Origin of the sequence: Nitrosospira briensis (genome assembly GCF_900115125.1) — a bacterium.
GTDB classification, from domain to species: domain Bacteria; phylum Pseudomonadota; class Gammaproteobacteria; order Burkholderiales; family Nitrosomonadaceae; genus Nitrosospira; species Nitrosospira briensis_A.
The window spans coordinates 744,166-761,485 of the sequence record NZ_FOVJ01000001.1 but is presented as its reverse complement, the minus strand read 5'-3'; the positions used below and the strand labels follow the sequence as shown (position 1 = coordinate 761,485).

The 17,320-nt window shown below is 54.7% G+C and carries 23 protein-coding genes; 19 read left to right on the top strand and 4 right to left on the bottom strand.

Annotation, left to right across the window (positions count from 1 at the left end; genetic code table 11):
* Positions 1 to 16: 16 nt before the first annotated feature.
* The 4 genes from BMZ14_RS03445 to BMZ14_RS03430 all read right to left on the bottom strand — a co-directional run bounded on the left by BMZ14_RS03445 (position 17) and on the right by BMZ14_RS03430 (position 2,908).
* The gene (locus BMZ14_RS03445; protein WP_074794688.1) at positions 17 to 1,591 is read right to left on the bottom strand and encodes an FAD-binding protein; all 1,575 of its coding nucleotides are present in this window, start codon (positions 1,589 to 1,591) and stop codon (positions 17 to 19) included.
* A gap of 43 nt (positions 1,592 to 1,634) precedes the next feature.
* The gene (locus BMZ14_RS15005) at positions 1,635 to 2,045 is read right to left on the bottom strand and encodes a Bor/Iss family lipoprotein (protein ID WP_074794685.1); all 411 of its coding nucleotides are present in this window, start codon (positions 2,043 to 2,045) and stop codon (positions 1,635 to 1,637) included.
* Positions 2,046 to 2,063: 18 nt separating this feature from the next.
* A complete protein-coding gene (locus BMZ14_RS03435) occupies positions 2,064 to 2,606 on the bottom strand; it encodes a hypothetical protein (protein WP_143071871.1) in 543 nt (180 codons plus the stop codon).
* Between the two features lie 101 nt (positions 2,607 to 2,707).
* Positions 2,708 to 2,908 (bottom strand): hypothetical protein, encoded by a 201-nt coding sequence (locus BMZ14_RS03430; protein ID WP_074794679.1) that lies wholly within the window; start codon positions 2,906 to 2,908, stop codon positions 2,708 to 2,710.
* A 257-nt stretch (positions 2,909 to 3,165) separates the two neighbouring features.
* On the opposite strand from BMZ14_RS03430, the gene BMZ14_RS03425 reads away from it, so the two are divergent.
* The 19 genes from BMZ14_RS03425 (at position 3,166) to BMZ14_RS03340 (ending at position 17,297) form a co-directional block, all read left to right on the top strand.
* Positions 3,166 to 3,552, top strand: coding sequence for a hypothetical protein (locus BMZ14_RS03425; RefSeq protein ID WP_074794678.1), 387 nt, complete (start codon positions 3,166 to 3,168; stop codon positions 3,550 to 3,552).
* Between the two features lie 78 nt (positions 3,553 to 3,630).
* Positions 3,631 to 4,083: a hypothetical protein gene (locus tag BMZ14_RS03420; RefSeq protein ID WP_218144964.1), complete on the top strand. Its 453-nt coding sequence runs from the start codon at positions 3,631 to 3,633 to the stop codon at positions 4,081 to 4,083.
* Positions 4,084 to 4,112: 29 nt separating this feature from the next.
* The gene (locus tag BMZ14_RS03415) at positions 4,113 to 4,634 is read left to right on the top strand and encodes a terminase small subunit-like protein (protein WP_074795531.1); all 522 of its coding nucleotides are present in this window, start codon (positions 4,113 to 4,115) and stop codon (positions 4,632 to 4,634) included.
* 24 nt (positions 4,635 to 4,658) lie between these two features.
* Positions 4,659 to 5,912 carry a PBSX family phage terminase large subunit gene (locus BMZ14_RS03410; RefSeq protein WP_074794675.1) on the top strand — a complete coding sequence of 418 codons (1,254 nt, stop codon included), beginning with the start codon at positions 4,659 to 4,661 and terminating at the stop codon, positions 5,910 to 5,912.
* Positions 5,909 to 7,879, top strand: coding sequence for a portal protein (locus BMZ14_RS03405; protein ID WP_074794672.1), 1,971 nt, complete (start codon positions 5,909 to 5,911; stop codon positions 7,877 to 7,879). The genes BMZ14_RS03410 and BMZ14_RS03405 overlap by 4 nt, the downstream gene beginning before the upstream one ends.
* Positions 7,880 to 7,955: 76 nt before the next feature.
* Positions 7,956 to 8,531, top strand: coding sequence for a hypothetical protein (locus BMZ14_RS03400; protein ID WP_074794670.1), 576 nt, complete (start codon positions 7,956 to 7,958; stop codon positions 8,529 to 8,531).
* A gap of 5 nt (positions 8,532 to 8,536) precedes the next feature.
* The gene (locus tag BMZ14_RS03395) at positions 8,537 to 10,153 is read left to right on the top strand and encodes a right-handed parallel beta-helix repeat-containing protein (RefSeq protein WP_074794667.1); all 1,617 of its coding nucleotides are present in this window, start codon (positions 8,537 to 8,539) and stop codon (positions 10,151 to 10,153) included.
* 182 nt (positions 10,154 to 10,335) lie between these two features.
* A complete protein-coding gene (locus tag BMZ14_RS03390; RefSeq protein WP_074794664.1) occupies positions 10,336 to 11,295 on the top strand; it encodes a hypothetical protein in 960 nt (319 codons plus the stop codon).
* Between the two features lie 11 nt (positions 11,296 to 11,306).
* Entirely contained in the window at positions 11,307 to 12,578 is a 1,272-nt protein-coding gene (locus tag BMZ14_RS03385) for a phage capsid family protein (protein ID WP_074794661.1), read from the top strand.
* 92 nt (positions 12,579 to 12,670) lie between these two features.
* A complete protein-coding gene (locus BMZ14_RS03380; protein WP_074794658.1) occupies positions 12,671 to 13,117 on the top strand; it encodes a hypothetical protein in 447 nt (148 codons plus the stop codon).
* Positions 13,118 to 13,180: 63 nt separating this feature from the next.
* Positions 13,181 to 13,546: a hypothetical protein gene (locus tag BMZ14_RS03375; protein ID WP_074794655.1), complete on the top strand. Its 366-nt coding sequence runs from the start codon at positions 13,181 to 13,183 to the stop codon at positions 13,544 to 13,546.
* An 11-nt stretch (positions 13,547 to 13,557) separates the two neighbouring features.
* On the top strand, positions 13,558 to 13,890 hold the full coding sequence (locus BMZ14_RS03370; protein WP_074794652.1) for a DUF6682 family protein: 333 nt from the start codon (positions 13,558 to 13,560) through the stop codon (positions 13,888 to 13,890).
* Entirely contained in the window at positions 13,887 to 14,510 is a 624-nt protein-coding gene (locus tag BMZ14_RS03365; protein WP_074794649.1) for a phage adaptor protein, read from the top strand. The genes BMZ14_RS03370 and BMZ14_RS03365 overlap by 4 nt, the downstream gene beginning before the upstream one ends.
* A gap of 14 nt (positions 14,511 to 14,524) precedes the next feature.
* Entirely contained in the window at positions 14,525 to 15,433 is a 909-nt protein-coding gene (locus BMZ14_RS03360) for a hypothetical protein (RefSeq protein WP_074794647.1), read from the top strand.
* Positions 15,433 to 15,762 carry a hypothetical protein gene (locus BMZ14_RS03355; RefSeq protein ID WP_074794644.1) on the top strand — a complete coding sequence of 110 codons (330 nt, stop codon included), beginning with the start codon at positions 15,433 to 15,435 and terminating at the stop codon, positions 15,760 to 15,762. Before BMZ14_RS03360 ends, BMZ14_RS03355 begins: the two co-directional genes overlap by 1 nt.
* The gene (locus BMZ14_RS14725; RefSeq protein WP_143071870.1) at positions 15,753 to 16,352 is read left to right on the top strand and encodes a hypothetical protein; all 600 of its coding nucleotides are present in this window, start codon (positions 15,753 to 15,755) and stop codon (positions 16,350 to 16,352) included. Before BMZ14_RS03355 ends, BMZ14_RS14725 begins: the two co-directional genes overlap by 10 nt.
* Positions 16,353 to 16,567: 215 nt before the next feature.
* Complete coding sequence (locus BMZ14_RS15000) at positions 16,568 to 16,738, top strand: hypothetical protein (RefSeq protein WP_177186896.1); 171 nt, start codon at positions 16,568 to 16,570, stop codon at positions 16,736 to 16,738.
* Between the two features lie 2 nt (positions 16,739 to 16,740).
* Positions 16,741 to 17,040: a hypothetical protein gene (locus BMZ14_RS03345; RefSeq protein WP_083396600.1), complete on the top strand. Its 300-nt coding sequence runs from the start codon at positions 16,741 to 16,743 to the stop codon at positions 17,038 to 17,040.
* On the top strand, positions 17,037 to 17,297 hold the full coding sequence (locus tag BMZ14_RS03340; protein ID WP_074794629.1) for a hypothetical protein: 261 nt from the start codon (positions 17,037 to 17,039) through the stop codon (positions 17,295 to 17,297). The genes BMZ14_RS03345 and BMZ14_RS03340 overlap by 4 nt, the downstream gene beginning before the upstream one ends.
* Positions 17,298 to 17,320 lie beyond the last annotated feature (23 nt).

Below are 17,320 nucleotides of genomic sequence, written 5' to 3'. Positions count from 1 at the left end.
CCGAGGCTTCAATTCCTCAATTTGCCAATCCCACGCGGGCAGTAAATTCGTTGTTGAATATTTGCCGTACCGCCACGTTTTCAAGCAGTCTCTCACGACTGGCCAGCCATTGATCGACAGTGGAATCGCCGTAGCGATCGCGCACCCGGTCCGGTGTGAGAAAAGCGCTGTATTTGCCCCAATGCAGGGTAAAAGGAATGCCGGCCGCATCAAGTGCCTCCCAAACCTTGTTGAAGAACGCGCGGGTTTCCGGCGTATTCACCGCATCCATCTCCAGGACAGCGGTCGTCTCGAAGCGGGTGAACCCCAGCAGTGCCTTTGTGCCCTTGACGAATCGGTGCGAAAGTATAAGCGGCAGGACAACACTGGCATCCTCATATATTTTGAAGGCAATTTCCATCGCTTCGATGGCTCGCGCGAGGGGCATGCCTACACCGCACGCCAGCGTCCTGCCCAAGGTCTTCTCGCCGCGGAAGAGGTCGCGGATGATTGCCTTCTTGAAGTAGGGCGAGAATTCCTGATTCACCTGAGTATTCAGCAATGGCACGGCGAGCTTGTTCAGGGGACTGGGAATGCGGCCCACGAGGGCACCCATGATATCGAGCCCGGATGCGCCCAGGCCAGGCTCTCCCGCATTCCATGCCGGGGCGACATAGGTGGCGGGATCATAGTCCGCCTCGTACATGACCAGAACAATGGCATCGCTCGGCGGTGTGCCCTCATTAGGATTGAAGAAAATTTCGAAGTGGTAGGGATTGTTTCTGGGTATGGCTTCCGCTTCCGCCGGCAGGGGGATCATGGTGGGATCGCATGCCGCGATCGCCGCCTTGAGTCTGTCATTATAAGGGTGCCTGAACCGGACGGCGTTAAGCGCGAACAGATTCCGCGTTTCGATCATGATGCCATGAATAATCCCGAAGGACCCCAGGCTTACCAGCGCCGCGTTGAACAAGGTATCGTCCTGGATGAACTCCGCCCCTATGCTTTGCGCGAAGGCAGGCAGCATGACTGGAGCGGATTTCCGCTCCAGGTAAACATGCCTGTCCGGCCCGGTAACGAGATGGAGCCCCACCACCATCTCCTGCATCGCGCCGAACCGGTAAGCGCCGCCATGTGTCCCTGTCGAGAGGGCGCCCGCAATAGTCTGGCCGTTGTTTGAGCCGCAACCCTTGATGGACAAGCCGTTGGCAAAGAGATAGTCGTTGAGTGCGGCAACCGAATTGCCGCATTCAACGAAGCGCAATTTCGCGGTATCGCCGGCGTAGGCGGGATCGGCGATTGCCGAAGGCACTTCAAATGCCAGCCGCAGCGCTGTATTGTCAATGAGACGGCCGTTGGTCACGGCGACCGTGCTCAGCGACCACAAGCTGCCGTGTGCACGGGAGGATTTGTTATCTTCAAGGCAAGCGCGAATGATGCCCTGCAGTTCCTTCGTTGCTTCGTTGTAGGTGTCAAAGGGCGACTGCCCGCCCCGATCGATGCGGAAGACATATTCTCCTTCGACAGCCTGCTCATAAGACTCATGCCGTCCCGTTTCCATGGTTTTAGGCCTGAAAAAGCTTCGTTCGCTTGGGCTGGTTCCGTTGGGCATGATAGTGGTTTCCTTATATGGTATCGAGGCAAGGCAGTTTTTTTCAGGAAACGCTGCGACGCGAGCGTTTGCGCGGCACGGGAAGCACGCCCGGCCTCGTCGGAGGCGCCTTGCAGCGGAAGCGCACGTCGGTGGGCATCCACAGACCCAGGGTAAAGACACCTGCAAGATCATGCGCCAGAGTCCGGTAGATGACCACATCGTTGATCCCCTGGCCGTGGCATTCAGCGGCAAACACCTGGGGATCCAGCACTAATCCCCAAAAGAATGCGTGCATGGTCCTCTTTTCATATTTCTCCGCCTGCCCCTCGGGCTGGATAGGATCCGAATCCGGCACGCTTACCTGAAGACTGGCACAGCCTGACAGAACAAGAAGACCAGCCATACAAGCAGCAACATACCGGGAGCGGAAGTTTTTCGTTATACCATCACCAATCATACCTGCGGTTATCATGCTGCTCTCCTTACGGTGTTATTTGAGGGGCGGGGGCTTTCGCGAAGGCATGGTCGCCGTAGTGTTGTAACTTTTCTGTTTCGGGATCTCGCCGTTTATCGTGTATACAGGGCATGGTTGCGATTGGACTGGCGCGGCAAGGGATCGTGTTGATGTAATCTTTACCAGGCGTTGCGCCGCAACTCCAGCAGTTGTTCCTGCGGCAGCCTCCTTGTACAAATCTGGGGGATCGCACCTTACGTAGCCGTTGAATCTGTGGAGAGGCGTGTCCCGCGGCATATAGCTCCCGGGATATTGGAATCCGTACATGCTGTTAAACCCCGAGATGCCATCCATCGGTAGCGGTATGGGCAGCACAACGGCAGGCCGGTAGTGCGAGCGATTGCCGTGGTCGCGGCCTCTGGCGGGAGGCATAAACTGATCATGCATTGCCCGGGGATAAACGAATGGACTGTCCTGCGCCATCTCTACTGCACCCCCGGATAAGGCGCCCATGTTCGCGCCATCAAATTCCTGCGCTGCCGCGCAGGCTGAATATGCGAGACTAAATATAAAGAGCATTGACGAGCGTTTGAATACAACATATCTTTCGAGGAAGGTAGGCATATTTCCAAAACTGTCGGTTGAAAGGAAGATTATAACCGAACCCTCTTTTCTCTTATTTATAGTATCAAGGGGCCAAAAATCAATTTGTTGTAGCTGAAAGTCTTGACCGCACTTGCTTTCATGGATAAGGACGGAAGGTCAGCCCAAGGCCTGACAGAAGCCGGATAAGCAGTTCCTGCCAGCGGCCCTAATTTATCCCAAAAGATAGCAACAAAGAACTTGACAATGGCCAGTAACGCGGTATAATTCGTTTCCATATTGTGGATTTTCGTGCTCGATCACAAAAACTAAAACCCCGCTGTAGCGGGTTACATCCACCCGACCTGAGCGGGTTTTTTCTTACCCGCTTTCAGCGGGTTTTTTATTGCCTGCATTAGTTATCGTATGATTAAACGAGCGCACTTGTACACGTATTTTTCTTCCTAAAACCCGTTCGGAGGGTTTTTTTGTTTCTGCCCGCCCTGTGCGGGTTTTTTTTCGCCCGCGTCCAGCGATTTTCAACAGGCAAACATACATGATCAGCAGTCCAGCAATCACAGCAATAGTCATTGTCATTTTTGCGGCCCTTGGCTTTAGTGGGGGATTCGTGGTTAGCAACTGGCGTGCCGCATCGGAAATACAACGCTTGAGCTCCAGTAATGCAGTGCTGTCTGCAGCGAACGACAAATGCGCTGTGGATATTCGATCCGTACGCGATGCCGTGAATGCAGTGAGAGAAACGTCGATCCAGAGAGAAAAAGATGCGGCAACAGCAATGCGGAGCGCTGCGAAGGTTGCAGCGAAGCATACACGCCGGGCAAGGAAAACGAGTGTTCTTCCGCCGGTAGCGCCTCAATATCAATGTGAGGTGGTGGCCCAGGAGCAGATAGAGTACGTAAAAACGCGCCATCAAAATGACTAGATTGACGTCAGGCGGCGTTGCTCGTCGTTGCCATAGTACTTCTATGCGTCTTGCCTGACGCCAATCAGGATTGTCGTTATGCGGCGCGTCGTTGCATGGAACTGGACTATGAATGCCCCCGCGCCTTGCCTGATCTCCATGGAAATTGTGTATGTGGCGTTACTTATGGTTGCCATGAAAACCACTTTTATCAAATTTTTATTCATCAAATCCATGACGCGCTTTATCAATCCGGCATCAGCCGTGGTGTTGGCAATTTTTCTGCCTGGTTGCGCCGGGAAGCCGGTTATCCAGACGCAGGTAATCGAAAAAGCAATAGCTGTTCCCTGTGTGGTGAAAACACCGCCCGAGTGCAAGTCAGCCTACGCGGTCGATCGCGTATCGACTAAGGACGACGCCGTGACCATCAACAGGGCGCTACGCGCCGAGATAGAGGAGCGATGGGCGTGTGAAATCAAATTACGTGCGGCATTGAAAGGATGTAACAAGACAATGGAAGATGCAACAGATACTGAAACAGCTGGATCATGAGCGGAAATGAGCATGAAGTACTCCCATGCATGACTGAGAATCAAGGCAGTTCAGCGGCATCGGGCAATAAACCAGGCAGGAAAAAGGGGGCTCCGACAATAAGAACGCCCGAGTTGCTGGACGCGATCTTTGCGGGCATATCGTTGGGCAAATCCGCTCGGGCAATGTGTGTCGAAGTTGGCATCAGCCAGAGGGTGTTATGGAACTGGCTGGCGAGGGACGAGGAACTCATGCGGCAATATCTGCGCGCCAAAGAGCTTTGCGTGGATGCCTATGCCGAGGAAATTATCGAAATTTCCGATGATGGCTCGAAAGATACCTATATCGATGAAAAGGGACGGCAGGTAGTGGATCGAGAGGTTATCGCACGGGCGCAATTGCGGATCGATGCGCGCAAATGGTACGCCGCAAGGCTGGCGCCTAGAAAATATGGCGACAAACCACCGGTCACGCATGAGGGCGCCGAGGCCAGGAAGCCATCGGTTTACAGTGTCGAGGTGGCCTTCGTCTCCACACCGGAGGCGACCGACTCAACCGGAAGCACATCATGAATCTCCGATACCCGGTGGCGCTTCATGACGGCACATAGAGCCGAATTTCCTGCAAAACTCCGATTCCTGTTCGAACCGGCGCGCTACAAAGTGTTATATGGCGGCCGGGGAGGGGCAAAATCCTGGGGCGTCGCCAGGGCATTACTGATACAGGCGGCCGGTAGGCCGCTACGCATCCTGTGTGCGAGAGAGTTTCAGAATTCTATCGTTGAATCCGTACATCACCTGCTGCAGGCGCAGATTGATTCCATCGGCCTGAGTTCCTTTTACGAAATACAGAACAGCATGGTCCGCGGAGCCAACGGCTCGGAATTCATATTCGCAGGCCTGCGCAATAACGTCACAAAGATCAAGTCCTTCGAGGGAGTGGACCGGGTCTGGGTGGAAGAAGCCCAGACAGTCAGCAAATCCAGCTGGGATACGCTTATTCCGACTATCCGTAAAGATGGATCGGAAATATGGGTTACCTACAATCCGGAGCTGGAAACCGATGAGACGCATCAGCGATTCGTTATCAATCCTCCCGCTGGCGCCGTAGTGGTAAAGATCAACTGGAACGACAACCCGTGGTTTCCCGATACCTTGCTGCGGGAAAAGGATGGGCTGAAAGCGCGTGATCCGGATGCTTACCAGAACGTCTGGGAAGGAAATTGCAGAATAACGCTCGACGGCGCCATCTACGCCAAGGAACTCAGGCTCGCCCAGGAAGAAGGACGGATCGGCAGCGTGCCTTACGATGGAACAAAGCAGGTGCATACCTTTTTTGATCTGGGATGGGCCGATAACACCAGTATATGGTTTGCCCAGACCGTGGGAAACGAACTCAGATTGATCGATTATTACAGCAATAACCAAATGCCGATACAGCACTATATCAGCATGCTGCAAAACAAGGGGTATATATATGGTACAGACTGGTTGCCACACGACGCGAAAGCCAAAACGCTGGCGACAGGACGGAGCGTCGAGGAAATCATGCTCGCAGCCGGACGCAAGGTGAGGGTCGTGCCAAATCTTTCCATTGCTGACGGAATCAATGCCGCGAGAACGATATTCAATCGTTGCTATTTCGATGAACAGAAGTGCGCAGAGGGCTTGCAGAGCTTGAGGCATTATCGATTTGATGTTGATCCCGAATCGAGGCAGTTCAGCGGCCGGCCACTACACGATTACCATAGTCACGCCGCGGATGCGTTCAGGTATTTTGCCGTGTCGGTGGAGGATGACAAGCCGGCTGTCAGTGCTCGCGGCGTAAGCATGAAGGGGTGGCGGGGATGATTGGGACGGCTATCACGATGGATATATCGGTTGAGGCTTACGACAGAATTTGCCGGGATATCCGGGAGCAACCGAAGTGGCGTCTTGACTCGGATACCGATTGCGATTACTACGACGGTGCGCAGACAAGCGCAGAGGTGGTTCAGCGGCTGAAGGACGCGGGCATTCCCCCTCAGGAATCGAATCTGATCAAGCCTACGATCAATGCTGTGCTGGGGCTTGAAGCGCGCACCCGCACGGATTACAGGGTTACCTCGGACGATGAGAGCCAGGCCGAGATAGCGGAAGGCCTTTCGGCACGTATTAAAGAGGCGGAAACCGAATCCAGGGCGGATCGGGCCATGTCTGACGCGTACTCCAGCATGATTCGAGGAGGAATCGGATGGGTTGAAGTCTCGCGCGAATTCGATCCGCTGAAATATCCTTACCGTGTGCGGGAAGTACACCGTAACGAGATTTACTGGGACTGGACAGCCAGGGAACCGGATTTATCCGATGCGCGCTATTTAAGGCGCGACAAATGGGTTGATCGTGTACAGGCATCACTCATGCTGCCCGATCAGGCCGAGCTCATCCAGAACAGCTGGAGCGGCTGGAACAACCTGGACGTGTACGATGGAGCCGACACCGGCATGGCCAGAGCGTTCGAAACCGAGCAAACGTGGGGCCGTAGTCACGAGGATTATCTGAACCGCAATTCGGGAATGGTTCGGCTTTCGGAGTTATGGTACCGGCATTTCGAGGAGGGGCATGTGCTGGTACTGCCGGATGGCAAAGCGATCGAATACCGCGAAGATAATTTTTATCACCAGGCAGCGGTAGCGCAAGGATTGGTGGAGGTGCAAAAATCGCTGCTCACGCGCATGCGCGTTTCAATCTGGCTGGGACCCCATAAACTGATGGATGTGCCAAGCCCGCTGCCACATACGGATTTTCCATATATTCCTTTCTGGTGCTTCCGCAAAGACCGGAGCAGGGCGCCTTATGGACTGATTCGGGATATGCGCGGACCCCAGGATCAGATCATCGATCTGGATATCCTGCTGTATGAGGTTCTAAACTCGGTAAAAGTCGAGGTGGATAATGATGCGCTCGACCTCAGCCAGAACTCGTACCAGGAAGTCGCGCAAAATATCAGCAGCTTGCGATCCATGACGGTTCTGAACGCACAGCGCAGGAATGCGGGCGGGTTCAAGATAACGCGCGAGTACCAGCTTGCCGCGCAAGTATTCCAACTCGTGCAGGAGCGAAAGAAAAGAATCGAGGAAGTGGGTGGAATATATCGTGCGATGCTTGGGGCCGATACGACGGCAAGCAGCGGCGTTGCCATCAATAGCCTGGTAGAGCAGGGCTCGACAGTCCTGGCAGAGCCCAACGATAATTTCCGCTACGCCCGCCGCATGGTGGGACAACAGCTTCTATCATTGATCAGGCAGGACATGCTGGGCAATGCGGCATCCGTGGCCGTCAAACACGGCGCCGGGCAAAAGATCGTTTACTTCAACCGTCAGGTTATGACTGATTCCGGGCCGGCGATAGAGAACGACATAGCGACGGCGCAGGTCAAGGTCGTGCTGGAAGATATCCCTGCCACGGCGAGCTTCCGCGCCCAGCAGTTGCACGCATTCACCCAGATCGTGCAAGCCGCTCCACCCGCTTACCAGGCGGTTTTGTATCCAGCCATGCTGGAGCTCTCCGACGTGCCGAACCGGCATGCGCTGGCAGATCAGCTGCGTAACGTGGGAAATGTGAATCCTGGCAGTGGTCAGCAAGCCCAAGCGTTGCAACAGCGATTTGACGCCGCGATGCAGCAACAAGCGCAGATTGTCTCCGGGTTGCAGGCGCAGTTGATTGAAACGCAACAGGCATTAGTGGACAAGTCCCGCGAACTGGATTCGAAAGAACGCGGGCTGGATATCGGGCAAGACAAAAACCGGACCGATGCAGGCATCAAAGCTGATAACTGATTTTGCGGCAAATCGATAGGGCGAAATACTCGGAAGACTTGAAGGGCATTTAAAGGGACATTTAAAGGACATTGATATGATTCGACTAAAAAACGATAAAACGGTAGGTGGGATGCGGTACGGAAAGGGCACAATGATAGATTTCACTCCCCCGATTGAATCGGAATTAATAAGCACGGGAGATGCCGAAGTATATCCCCTGGTGTCCAGGCCAGTCGAAACACTGACCGGTACGGCTGTCGCCACCTCATGCGCATTAACCGGGGTTGATGAAGTGCTGGCGTCATTCAATATTCCCGCCGGACTACTCGGAGTCAACAGTGTTTTGCAAATCGAGCCGGTATGGACATTTACCAGTAGCGCGAACAACAAGACCCTCAGGATCAAGATTGGTACCACAACGGTTTATAGCGCTGTGCGCACCACCTCAGTCAAGGAAGCTCCGTTGTTTGTACTGGCTAACCGCAACTCGCTGGCAAGGCAGATCAAGCCGTACGATGGCGTATATGTCACTGCGGGATCTGTTGCACCGGAAACATACGCGATTAACTTCTCGGTTCCAGTCACTGTAGAAATTACCGGACAGCGCGCGAACAGCGGGGATAGCCTGACACTCGAGTATTATCGGGTGGTGCACTTCGTTGGAGATTAACGCAGATGACTACCTGGTATGTAAGGCCCGATACGAGCCACAGTGAAATACGCGATGGAACTTCTCACGCCACCGCCTGGGGCGGGTGGCCGTCCATCGTTTGGGGAGGCGCTGGCGTAGCCGCTGGAGATACCTTATATGTATGCGGTGCGCACAACATTGCGTCCACCATATCGATCGGCAATCATGGCGCAAGCGCGTCCAGCAGGGTAACGATCAGCGGTGACTATGCACCTGACCCGGGGTCGATGAAAGTATCGGCTGCAGGGGCGGTGTTTTTGCTGGTTACCCGCAGCCATACGACTCTGGACGGCTTGACGATCACCGCAAACACAAGCAACGGCTTGTATCTGTACCCAACGACATCACTGGTTGGGATAACTATCCGGCGGTGCAAGTTCCACGGCGGGATTGGCGGAGCAATCGTTGGCCTCAGCGCTGTGAACGGACAGAATTATGCCGACCTGTCAATAACCAATAACGACTTCATCGGCGGATCAGGAGGACCATTGGGCGGGGCAATAAGTTGGACCGTGGCGGCATCAGGTTCACCGGTAAGCACTTTGAGCCGCGTAACAATCCACGGCAATAGTTTCACCGGGTGTGCGGCCGGGAGGGCGGTGGTTCAGTTGCGGCTTGAGGATGGGGCAAACCTGTCATCGAAAATGGCCGATATTGTTATTACAGATAATATCTTCAGGAATTGTGCAACGCTGGGGATGGAAATAGTAGGACCGTCGCTGACAGGCAATCCGTCTTATTACGGAATAAACACTGGAATTCGGATTACGGGCAACAAGTTTTACGATATGACCAACACCAACGCCGCCTTCAATCTTGGCGGCGCCATGGGGATTGGCGGGTTCGGGCCTTCCCTCTCGGAAGATTTCGGCAGCAATGTGATTGCGAGGAACGAAGCCTACCGGCTGATCGGTCCGTCCGGATTTCTTAACCTGTTCTACGGTACCTACCGGATATTCGATAACTATGCCGAGGATATAGTCGCTTCGCAAGCCGATGGGAACGGCCTCCTGTTCGACCATGGTTGCGATAACACTGTTGCGTACGGGAATTACTTCCGAAGGGTTATCGGTAACGAGGCGACGGAAAACAGCGGTTGCGGAATCATGATACTGGATGCCGCCAATATCACTGCGTACGGCAATATCTTTGATGGTTGCAAGGTAGGCGTGTTCATTGGCAACAAGAAGGATACTCCCCAGTCCTCGAACCTTTATAACAACACGTTCCTGAATTGCTCATTTGCCGGGGTCTATGCGCTGTCAACGGCAAACAAGCTCGGCCACCTGGTCCGTAACAACATATTCACTGCGGCACGCCCCGTACCTTCTGCGCAGGTCGCTGGAGGGGGTTGGACAGGTGAATCGAACAATGCCTTTCACCGCTTTGGCAGTGGGGTAGGACATACCGTCCAGGCGCCTCACCTGGGTGTCGATCCAGAACTGGATTCGGACTACCGGCCCCATTCGGCGGTTCATAAGCGAACCGGCACGTACCTGGGCGGCAAGGATCATTATGGGAAGCATTTTTATGATCCGCCAAATATAGGAGGTGTGGATGACGTGTCGGCAACGCCACGATATTTATTGATGAAGCCGTAATTCATTATGGAGAACAAGGAAAAGCGCTCTACGGAGCGTTTTTTGTTGGTAAAGCCGCTTTAAATCGGTTTTTTTCATTGGCTTTCGCTCATGCCACGCGCTAACGGCGATACCGCAGTTTTTTATCAACCCCTGCTCCGGCAGGCCCGCTCACTGGGTTAAGCAGTCTGGAGGAAACGGTAATGGAAGTAGATCAGCTGACGGATGAACAAATTGCAAACCTTACGCCGGAACAAATCGAGTTGCTGGAAAACGACCCGGATCGTCTCGATGAAGTTCTCGGCAAGCAAGCGGTAGCAGATGAACCCGAGCAAGAGGAGGCAGCTGAAAGCAGTGATACCAGCAGCACGGGTGAAGATGAGCCGGTCGTTCTGAACAAGAGCGGCAAGGGGATTATTCCTTACGAGAAACACAAGGAACTTCGTGTGGAAAACTCGGCGTTGCGCGAGCAATTAAAAGCCGCACAACTTGAAAACAGCAAGGCCGCCGGAAAGCTGGACGCGCTTCTGAAGAAGGATAGCGCGACAGGCGCAGACATTGCCGTGGCCGATGATGCGATCGCAAAGCACCTGGAGCTTATCCGGGAGAATATGCCCGAGCTGCATCAGGCGATCAGTGCGGTTCTTGAAGGAAGCCGGAAGCAAGGCGAAAAGCTTGAAAAGACGCTTGAAGAACTGAAACGCGAAAAGGAAGAATCCGAGCACGCAAATCAGTTGAACGTCCAGGAGCAGGTCGCCGAAGCCAAGGAAAATAACCCCGACCTGGTCCATTGGGAAAGCAGCGATCCGCAAGCATGGGATGAAGCCCTGAAGCAGGATGAAATTCTGAGAACCAGTGCCAGATGGGCTGGAAAGCCATATTCGGAGCGGTTTGATGAAGTTGTCCGCCGTGTCAGGGCGATTATGCCGGACGCTTCCTTGCCAAAAATAAATGCCGACCCAGAGCAAACGAAAGCCGATGCGAAAGCAAAGCTGTCGAGCGCTCCGGTAAGGAAACCCATAACCCTATCGGATATTCAAGGTGGCGCAAATCCAGCCTCCGAGCTAGAGCAGATCGACAATCTGAGTCCTCATGAACTGGCTCGCAAGTTGATGCAAATGCCGTCGCACAAAGCCGCCGCCCTGAGAGCCGAACTTGACTAAGGATTTACGAAATGGCTGAAACAAACGTAGCAAGCGGTAGCTCGATCGCCGTTAAACACTATAGCGCGGCGCTCCTGGCCAACACGCTGAAGGGCGCGTCCGCAATCGAAAACCTGTCCGGATCGGTGGAACCTTCTGCAGCGATGGAAAAGATCGCCGGCCAGACAACGGCGGGAATGCCGATTGTTCGTATCGACAACCTGATGAAGTCCGCGGGTGACATCGTTTCCCTGGACCTGGTCGACACCGTAAGCGGCGAACCGCTGATGGGAGATGTCAACCGCGAAGGCAAGGGCGATGCGCTCTCGTTCTCTTCAATGGAGATCAAGATCAATCTGTCGAGCAAGGTGATCGACGCCGGCGGCAGCATGTCGCAGCAACGCACCAAGCATCAGTTGCGCGAAATCGCGCTGGCGCAACTATCCGGCTACTTCCCTCGGCTCGACACGCAGGAATCGCTGGTTCACCTGGCCGGTGCACGTGGATCTCAAACCGGAACGGACTGGACGATACCGGTGCAATCCAGCAGCAAATTCGCCGAGATCATGGTCAACCCGGTGAAGGCGCCTACCTTCAACCGGCATTTTGTTGTTAACGGTGCGAACCTGGCTGCCGGAGGTCAACAACTGGGTTCGATCGTATCCACTGACGCGCTGAAACTCTCGCACCTGGATATTTTGCGCAAGCGCCTGGACGATATGGATCAGCCTCTGCAATCGGTAAAGCTGCCGGGCGACCGCGCAGCGCAGACCTCCAAAATGTGGATTTTCCTCGCCACGCCAAACCAGTATTCCGTGCTGTTGACCGAAGGTTCGTTGCGCGCCTTCCAGCAGAACGCAATAAACCGCTCAGCCTATCTTGATACCCGCCACCCGCTTTTTGCCGGTGAAGTCGGCATGTGGAACGGCATTCTGGTGATCAAGAACGAGCGGGCTATTCGTTTCACGCCCGGTGAAAGCACCAGGATCGTCACGGCGGGCAACGCTGCCACCGCCACTGAAACCGACCAGGCGGTGAACGCTGCGTTAACCGCAGGCTACGCCGTGGAACGCGGCTTGTTGCTGGGCGCTCAGGCACTTGGCGTCGCTTATGGCAAGACCAGAGTCAGCGGCTTGCAATTCGGCTGGAAAGAGCACTGGTACAACTTCGAGAGCAACCTCGAAGTCATGGGCGAGAAGGTATGCGGAAAGAGCAAGGTGCGCTTCTCGGTCGATGATGGCACAGGTACCAAGGTGCCCACAGACTTCGGCGTTATCGCGGTAGATTCCGCGGTACCGCTCTGATTCAGGCAGGAATAGCTGTGAAACGGGGCGCTTGATGATAAGCCCCGTTTCAACAGTATCGGTAGCTGGATGTTATTTTTCAGGAGCTATGAATGGCTACTTTTAGCGCAGCAGATTTAAGCAGCAAGCCCCGCCACATGGGTGGTCATGGCAATGCCGTAGTGGTTTACGGTTCGGTGACGCCGGCAGCGGGCACCTCGGGCGATGTTTACCGGCCCGTCATCATTCCGGCGGGTGTAGATGTGACTGACGTCGACATCGTGAGTGATGACCTGGATTCGAGCGGCACGCCGGCCATCGCATGCAAAGTGGGTTATTCGCCCTTGAACCCGGAAGATGGGCCTATGGCGGATGATGATTATTTTGCCCCTGCAGGCACAACATTACTCAGGAATGCCGGGCGCACTTCGCTGGTGTTTCAACCTGTCCGGTTCGAAAAACCGGTGTACCTGATCATTACGCTTACCGCGTCGTCGGCAACATTTGCCTCGGGCAAGGTGACGGCAATAGTGAAGGGCGATGGGGTAGGGATCAGGTAAAAACCGTGGTGAATGGAAGCGGCCAGTTGAAAAGCTGGCCGCTTTTTTTATGGAGCTTTAGTAATGCCCCAAGTTAAATACATAGGCGGTTGTATCAAGACTGACAGCATCAGCGGTGTGGGACTTCGATGGGAGCCGGGCGATGTCAGGAATGTGACCGTTGAGGTCGCCGAACGCCTGCTTGTCTTTACGGATACCTGGCAAGCCGCAGGTGAATCTGACGGAAGCGATGAGGCTGTCGGCCTCGCCGAGCAAGCTGAAGCAGTGGAGGAACCCCTTCCGGTAGTCGATTTTCACGCCATGGATAAAAAAACATTGGTTGAGTACGCCGAGCGTCACTATAACGAACGGCTTGACAAGCGCCAGAACAAAGAAGCGCTCCGGCATAAAGTGATCGCCCTGTTTTCCAAACGCGAGATGGCCGAGTAGGGGGGCAATCGATGGCTTTCAGTTATCAATCGGTAGTCGACCTGGCGCGTGTCCCGCTGAACGATTCGGAAAAAGCAAGGTATTCAGACGCCACATTGCTGTCATTCGCCAACCAGGGAATGTTGCAGGTGCTCAAGCGGCGGCCGGATCTATTCACCGGACAGTTCGACAATTTGCCGGATGGCGAAAAGGGACATGCCGATACTTTTCCACTCCCCGCCGAGTACGTACAGACCGTTGCGGATTATGTCACGGCCAGGGCGGAAATGACCGACGATGAGCATGTCAACTCCGGACGCGCCTCGTTGTTCGCTCAGTTGTTCGCTGCAGAGGCCCCCTTATGAAGCTGTGGAAAGATTTCTATGATTTCGTAATACCAGACGTTCCCGGCTGCACTTTTGCGGCGATCGATAGCGCGCTGCGCCAATCCGCCGTTGTATTTTGTGAACAGTCGCTAGCGTGGCTGATCGAGCATCCCCCTATCTCAGTAGTGGCAGGCACCTCGGAATATGCCTTAACGCCCCCGGAGGACGCAGTGGTGCATGCCATAACCTTTGCGGCACTGAATGGAGAAGAAATCGAAGCTTATAAGGGTAAAACGCCCATCAGCGCCAGAAACTGGCGCAACCGGACTGGTGCCCCGCAATATATTCCGAGTGGGGCAGGTTCGGTCATATTGGCGCCAAAGCCCGGCGCTTCGGCAGCGCTAACCATGATCGTGGCACTAAAGCCGTCGCCCGCGAGCGTGGGAATAGACGATGTGCAGTTCAATGAGTATCGCGAGGCCGTTGTTCACGGCGCACTGCTGCGGCTAATGCTGTCACCGAAGAAGCCCTACACCAATGCCCAGCTTGCTGCATATCACCAGCAGCAATTCGCAATCAAGACAGCGGCGGCAGGTATCCGTGTAGCGAAAAACCATACCAGGACTCCACTAAGAACATCCATCATGGCCCGAAGATAAACAAGAGGTAAAGCATGGGACTCAAGTTCTCTAATTTCGGCAAAGCCATAGTCAGTTCCGCGCCGGGCGGAACCACCGGGTTAAGCTTCACGGTTGAAGCAGGGAAAGGGATTCTCTTCCCGGTGCTCGGCGCTGGCGATTATTTTTACGGCATCTTCAAGGATGTTTCGGGTAACAGGGAAATCGTGAAGGTCGAGGCGCGCAGCGTGGATAGCCTCACCATCGCGGCAGGCGGACGCGGACTGGACGGAACTGCTCCGCGCACCTGGGCCGCCGGGGATTATTTTGTGGCCGGGGTGACCAACGCTGCCTTGCAGGAATCGCTTTCAAACGTAAATCTCATCACACTCGGTGCATTAGCCACATCCGCTGACAAGGTGCCGTATTTTACGGGGACGGGGACTGCATCATTGTCTGGGTTGAGTTCTTTTGCCCGCACACTGCTGGACGATAGCGACGCGGCGGCGGCGAGAACAACACTGGGTATTCCCGCTGCGATCGCCGCTCTAATTCCACAGGGTACCGTCATGTCATTTTTTCAGGCAGCGGCGCCAACAGGCTGGACCCAGGTAACCGCGCACAACAACAAGGCAGTGCGGATTGTCAACGGCGCGGGTGGAGGTTCCGGGGGATCGGTCGAGTTCACGACCGCCTTCGGGCCGCAAGCCGTTACTGGGTGGAACAGTGCAACCACGTTAACGATAGCCCAGATACCGTCGCATAACCATCAAATCTATATTGGGAATGGGACACCTGGTACGCCCGCACGACCAGACTACACTAATTTGGACGGTAATAATCCGGTAGCGTTGGCATATACAGAATACCAAGGCGGTGGCGGTTCGCATAACCACATCTTCACCGGCACGGCTATTAACCTGACGGTGCAGTACATAGACATGATCATAGCGAGCAAAGACTGATGAAAGTACACATTGCAGACTGTCCGCTTGGAGCAAAATGCGAAGAGCTTAAGGTTGTAGAAGGGAAACCTGCTCTCTACCGCTGCCCGTGGTATATACAAGTTCACGGCATTGACCCAAATACCGGCCAGGAAAACCGCACCTGGGGCTGCGCCATTGCCTGGATGCCCACCCTGATGATCAACACGGCCAACGAATCGCGCAAAGGTGCGGCAGCTACCGAGTCGTTCCGTAATGAAATGGTGAAGCAGGGGGCGGAGACGCAGCAAGCACTGCTTGTAACGGCGGAGCGGGCCCTATTGCAAGGTGGAGGCAAGGTATGGAAGTGACGGTTATCAGAGACGATGGCGTTGTCGGGATTGACGGAATATTCAGGCGCGTCGACCTGACAGCGCTGCCCGGGGGCATACGGGCAATACAATGGAACGGGTCTAACGGCCATATCGAGTATGACGAAGCCCCAAACACGGCGTTGGATAACGTAACAGCCTTTCAGCCATTCATCGATCTGTGGATTGCCGCTGCATGGCAATCACCAGCCCCGTCCACCCCAGCCATTCAACCCACAGCCGGCCAGAGGAAAGCAGCCGCATTGGCGCGCATTAATGCCGCTTACAAGGCAGCTGTCGAGGCACGGACGGGAGGTTACCCGGAGGACGAAGTGAGGAGTTGGCCGAAACAGGAAGCGGAAGCGCGGGCCTGGTTACAGGATTCGATTACGCCTACTCCCTGGATCGACGGGGCGGCAGCCGGGCGAGGCATCAGCAAGGTTGAACTGATTGACAGGATTATCGCCAATGCAGCCCAGTTCGCACCTGTGCATGGCCAGCTTACCGGCAAGCGTCAAAAGCTGTGCGACCAGATTGCCGCACTTGGTGATCAGCCCACTCAACAGCAACTGGATGCGATTCAATGGTGAACGCATAAGAGTATGAAACAGAATTTGTCAAGCTTCAGTCAGGACGCGGCTTTTGCCGCTTTTTTTTGCTCCGTATCCGTCCGACAGCTGCCTGGCCAGGTATTAAATTGGCCCGGGAATTAGCACGGCCGTACTTCAGCACAGCACATCAGCTCCTGCTAAACGTACTACCCAACGTACTACTAAACCGTACAAACTTTTTTGGAGGATTGACCATGACCATGTTCCAGCGCAAACGCATCAAGGAAGAGATCGAAAGACGACATGAATTAGCCGAGGCAGGTGCCGACGGATTAGTCGACAAGCTGAAAGCATCGAAATGGACTGCGGCGATTTTGTCAGGCGCGGTCGCATTGGCCGTCGTGTTTTTGTGGGTCGTTGCCTGATCATGACCGATGATGATAGCAATCAAAGGGTCGAGAGGCGCCGGGGACCGTCCACCTACACATTATCCTTTGGCGGCATTATCGCGGTAGCCGGCCTCCTCGCATCCGGCGTTGCCACGTACAACGCCGTGCAAAACGATATTGCAAGCCTGAAACGAGGCGAGCTGTATCAGGAAAGAACCAATGAGCGCCTGAGCGAGGAACTTAAATCGGTAAGAGTCGAGCAGCGGGAAACGATGAGAGAGTTCAACGAAAAGCTCGACCGGATCATCGACCAATGGGCTCACGGGAGGAAGCGATGAGATACCTTTTCGGAGCCCTGTTTCTGGCGTCTTGCACCATGCTTGCACCCTCCCCGACGCAAGATCAGTCGGTCGGGCAACCACCCCTCGTCATCCATTCCCTGCCCCAGGAAAGCGAAGCGGAGGTGCGCAAGCCGAAACCCAAGCCAGCGCCCGGGACGGTATCCGAAATCTCCTCCTGCGCCGCTCTTGATGCAGGAGATCTGAAAGAGACGATAAAGGCGAAGCTTGATTGCATTACGGAAAATGCCAAATGACGTTCATTCACAACGGGCGGGAG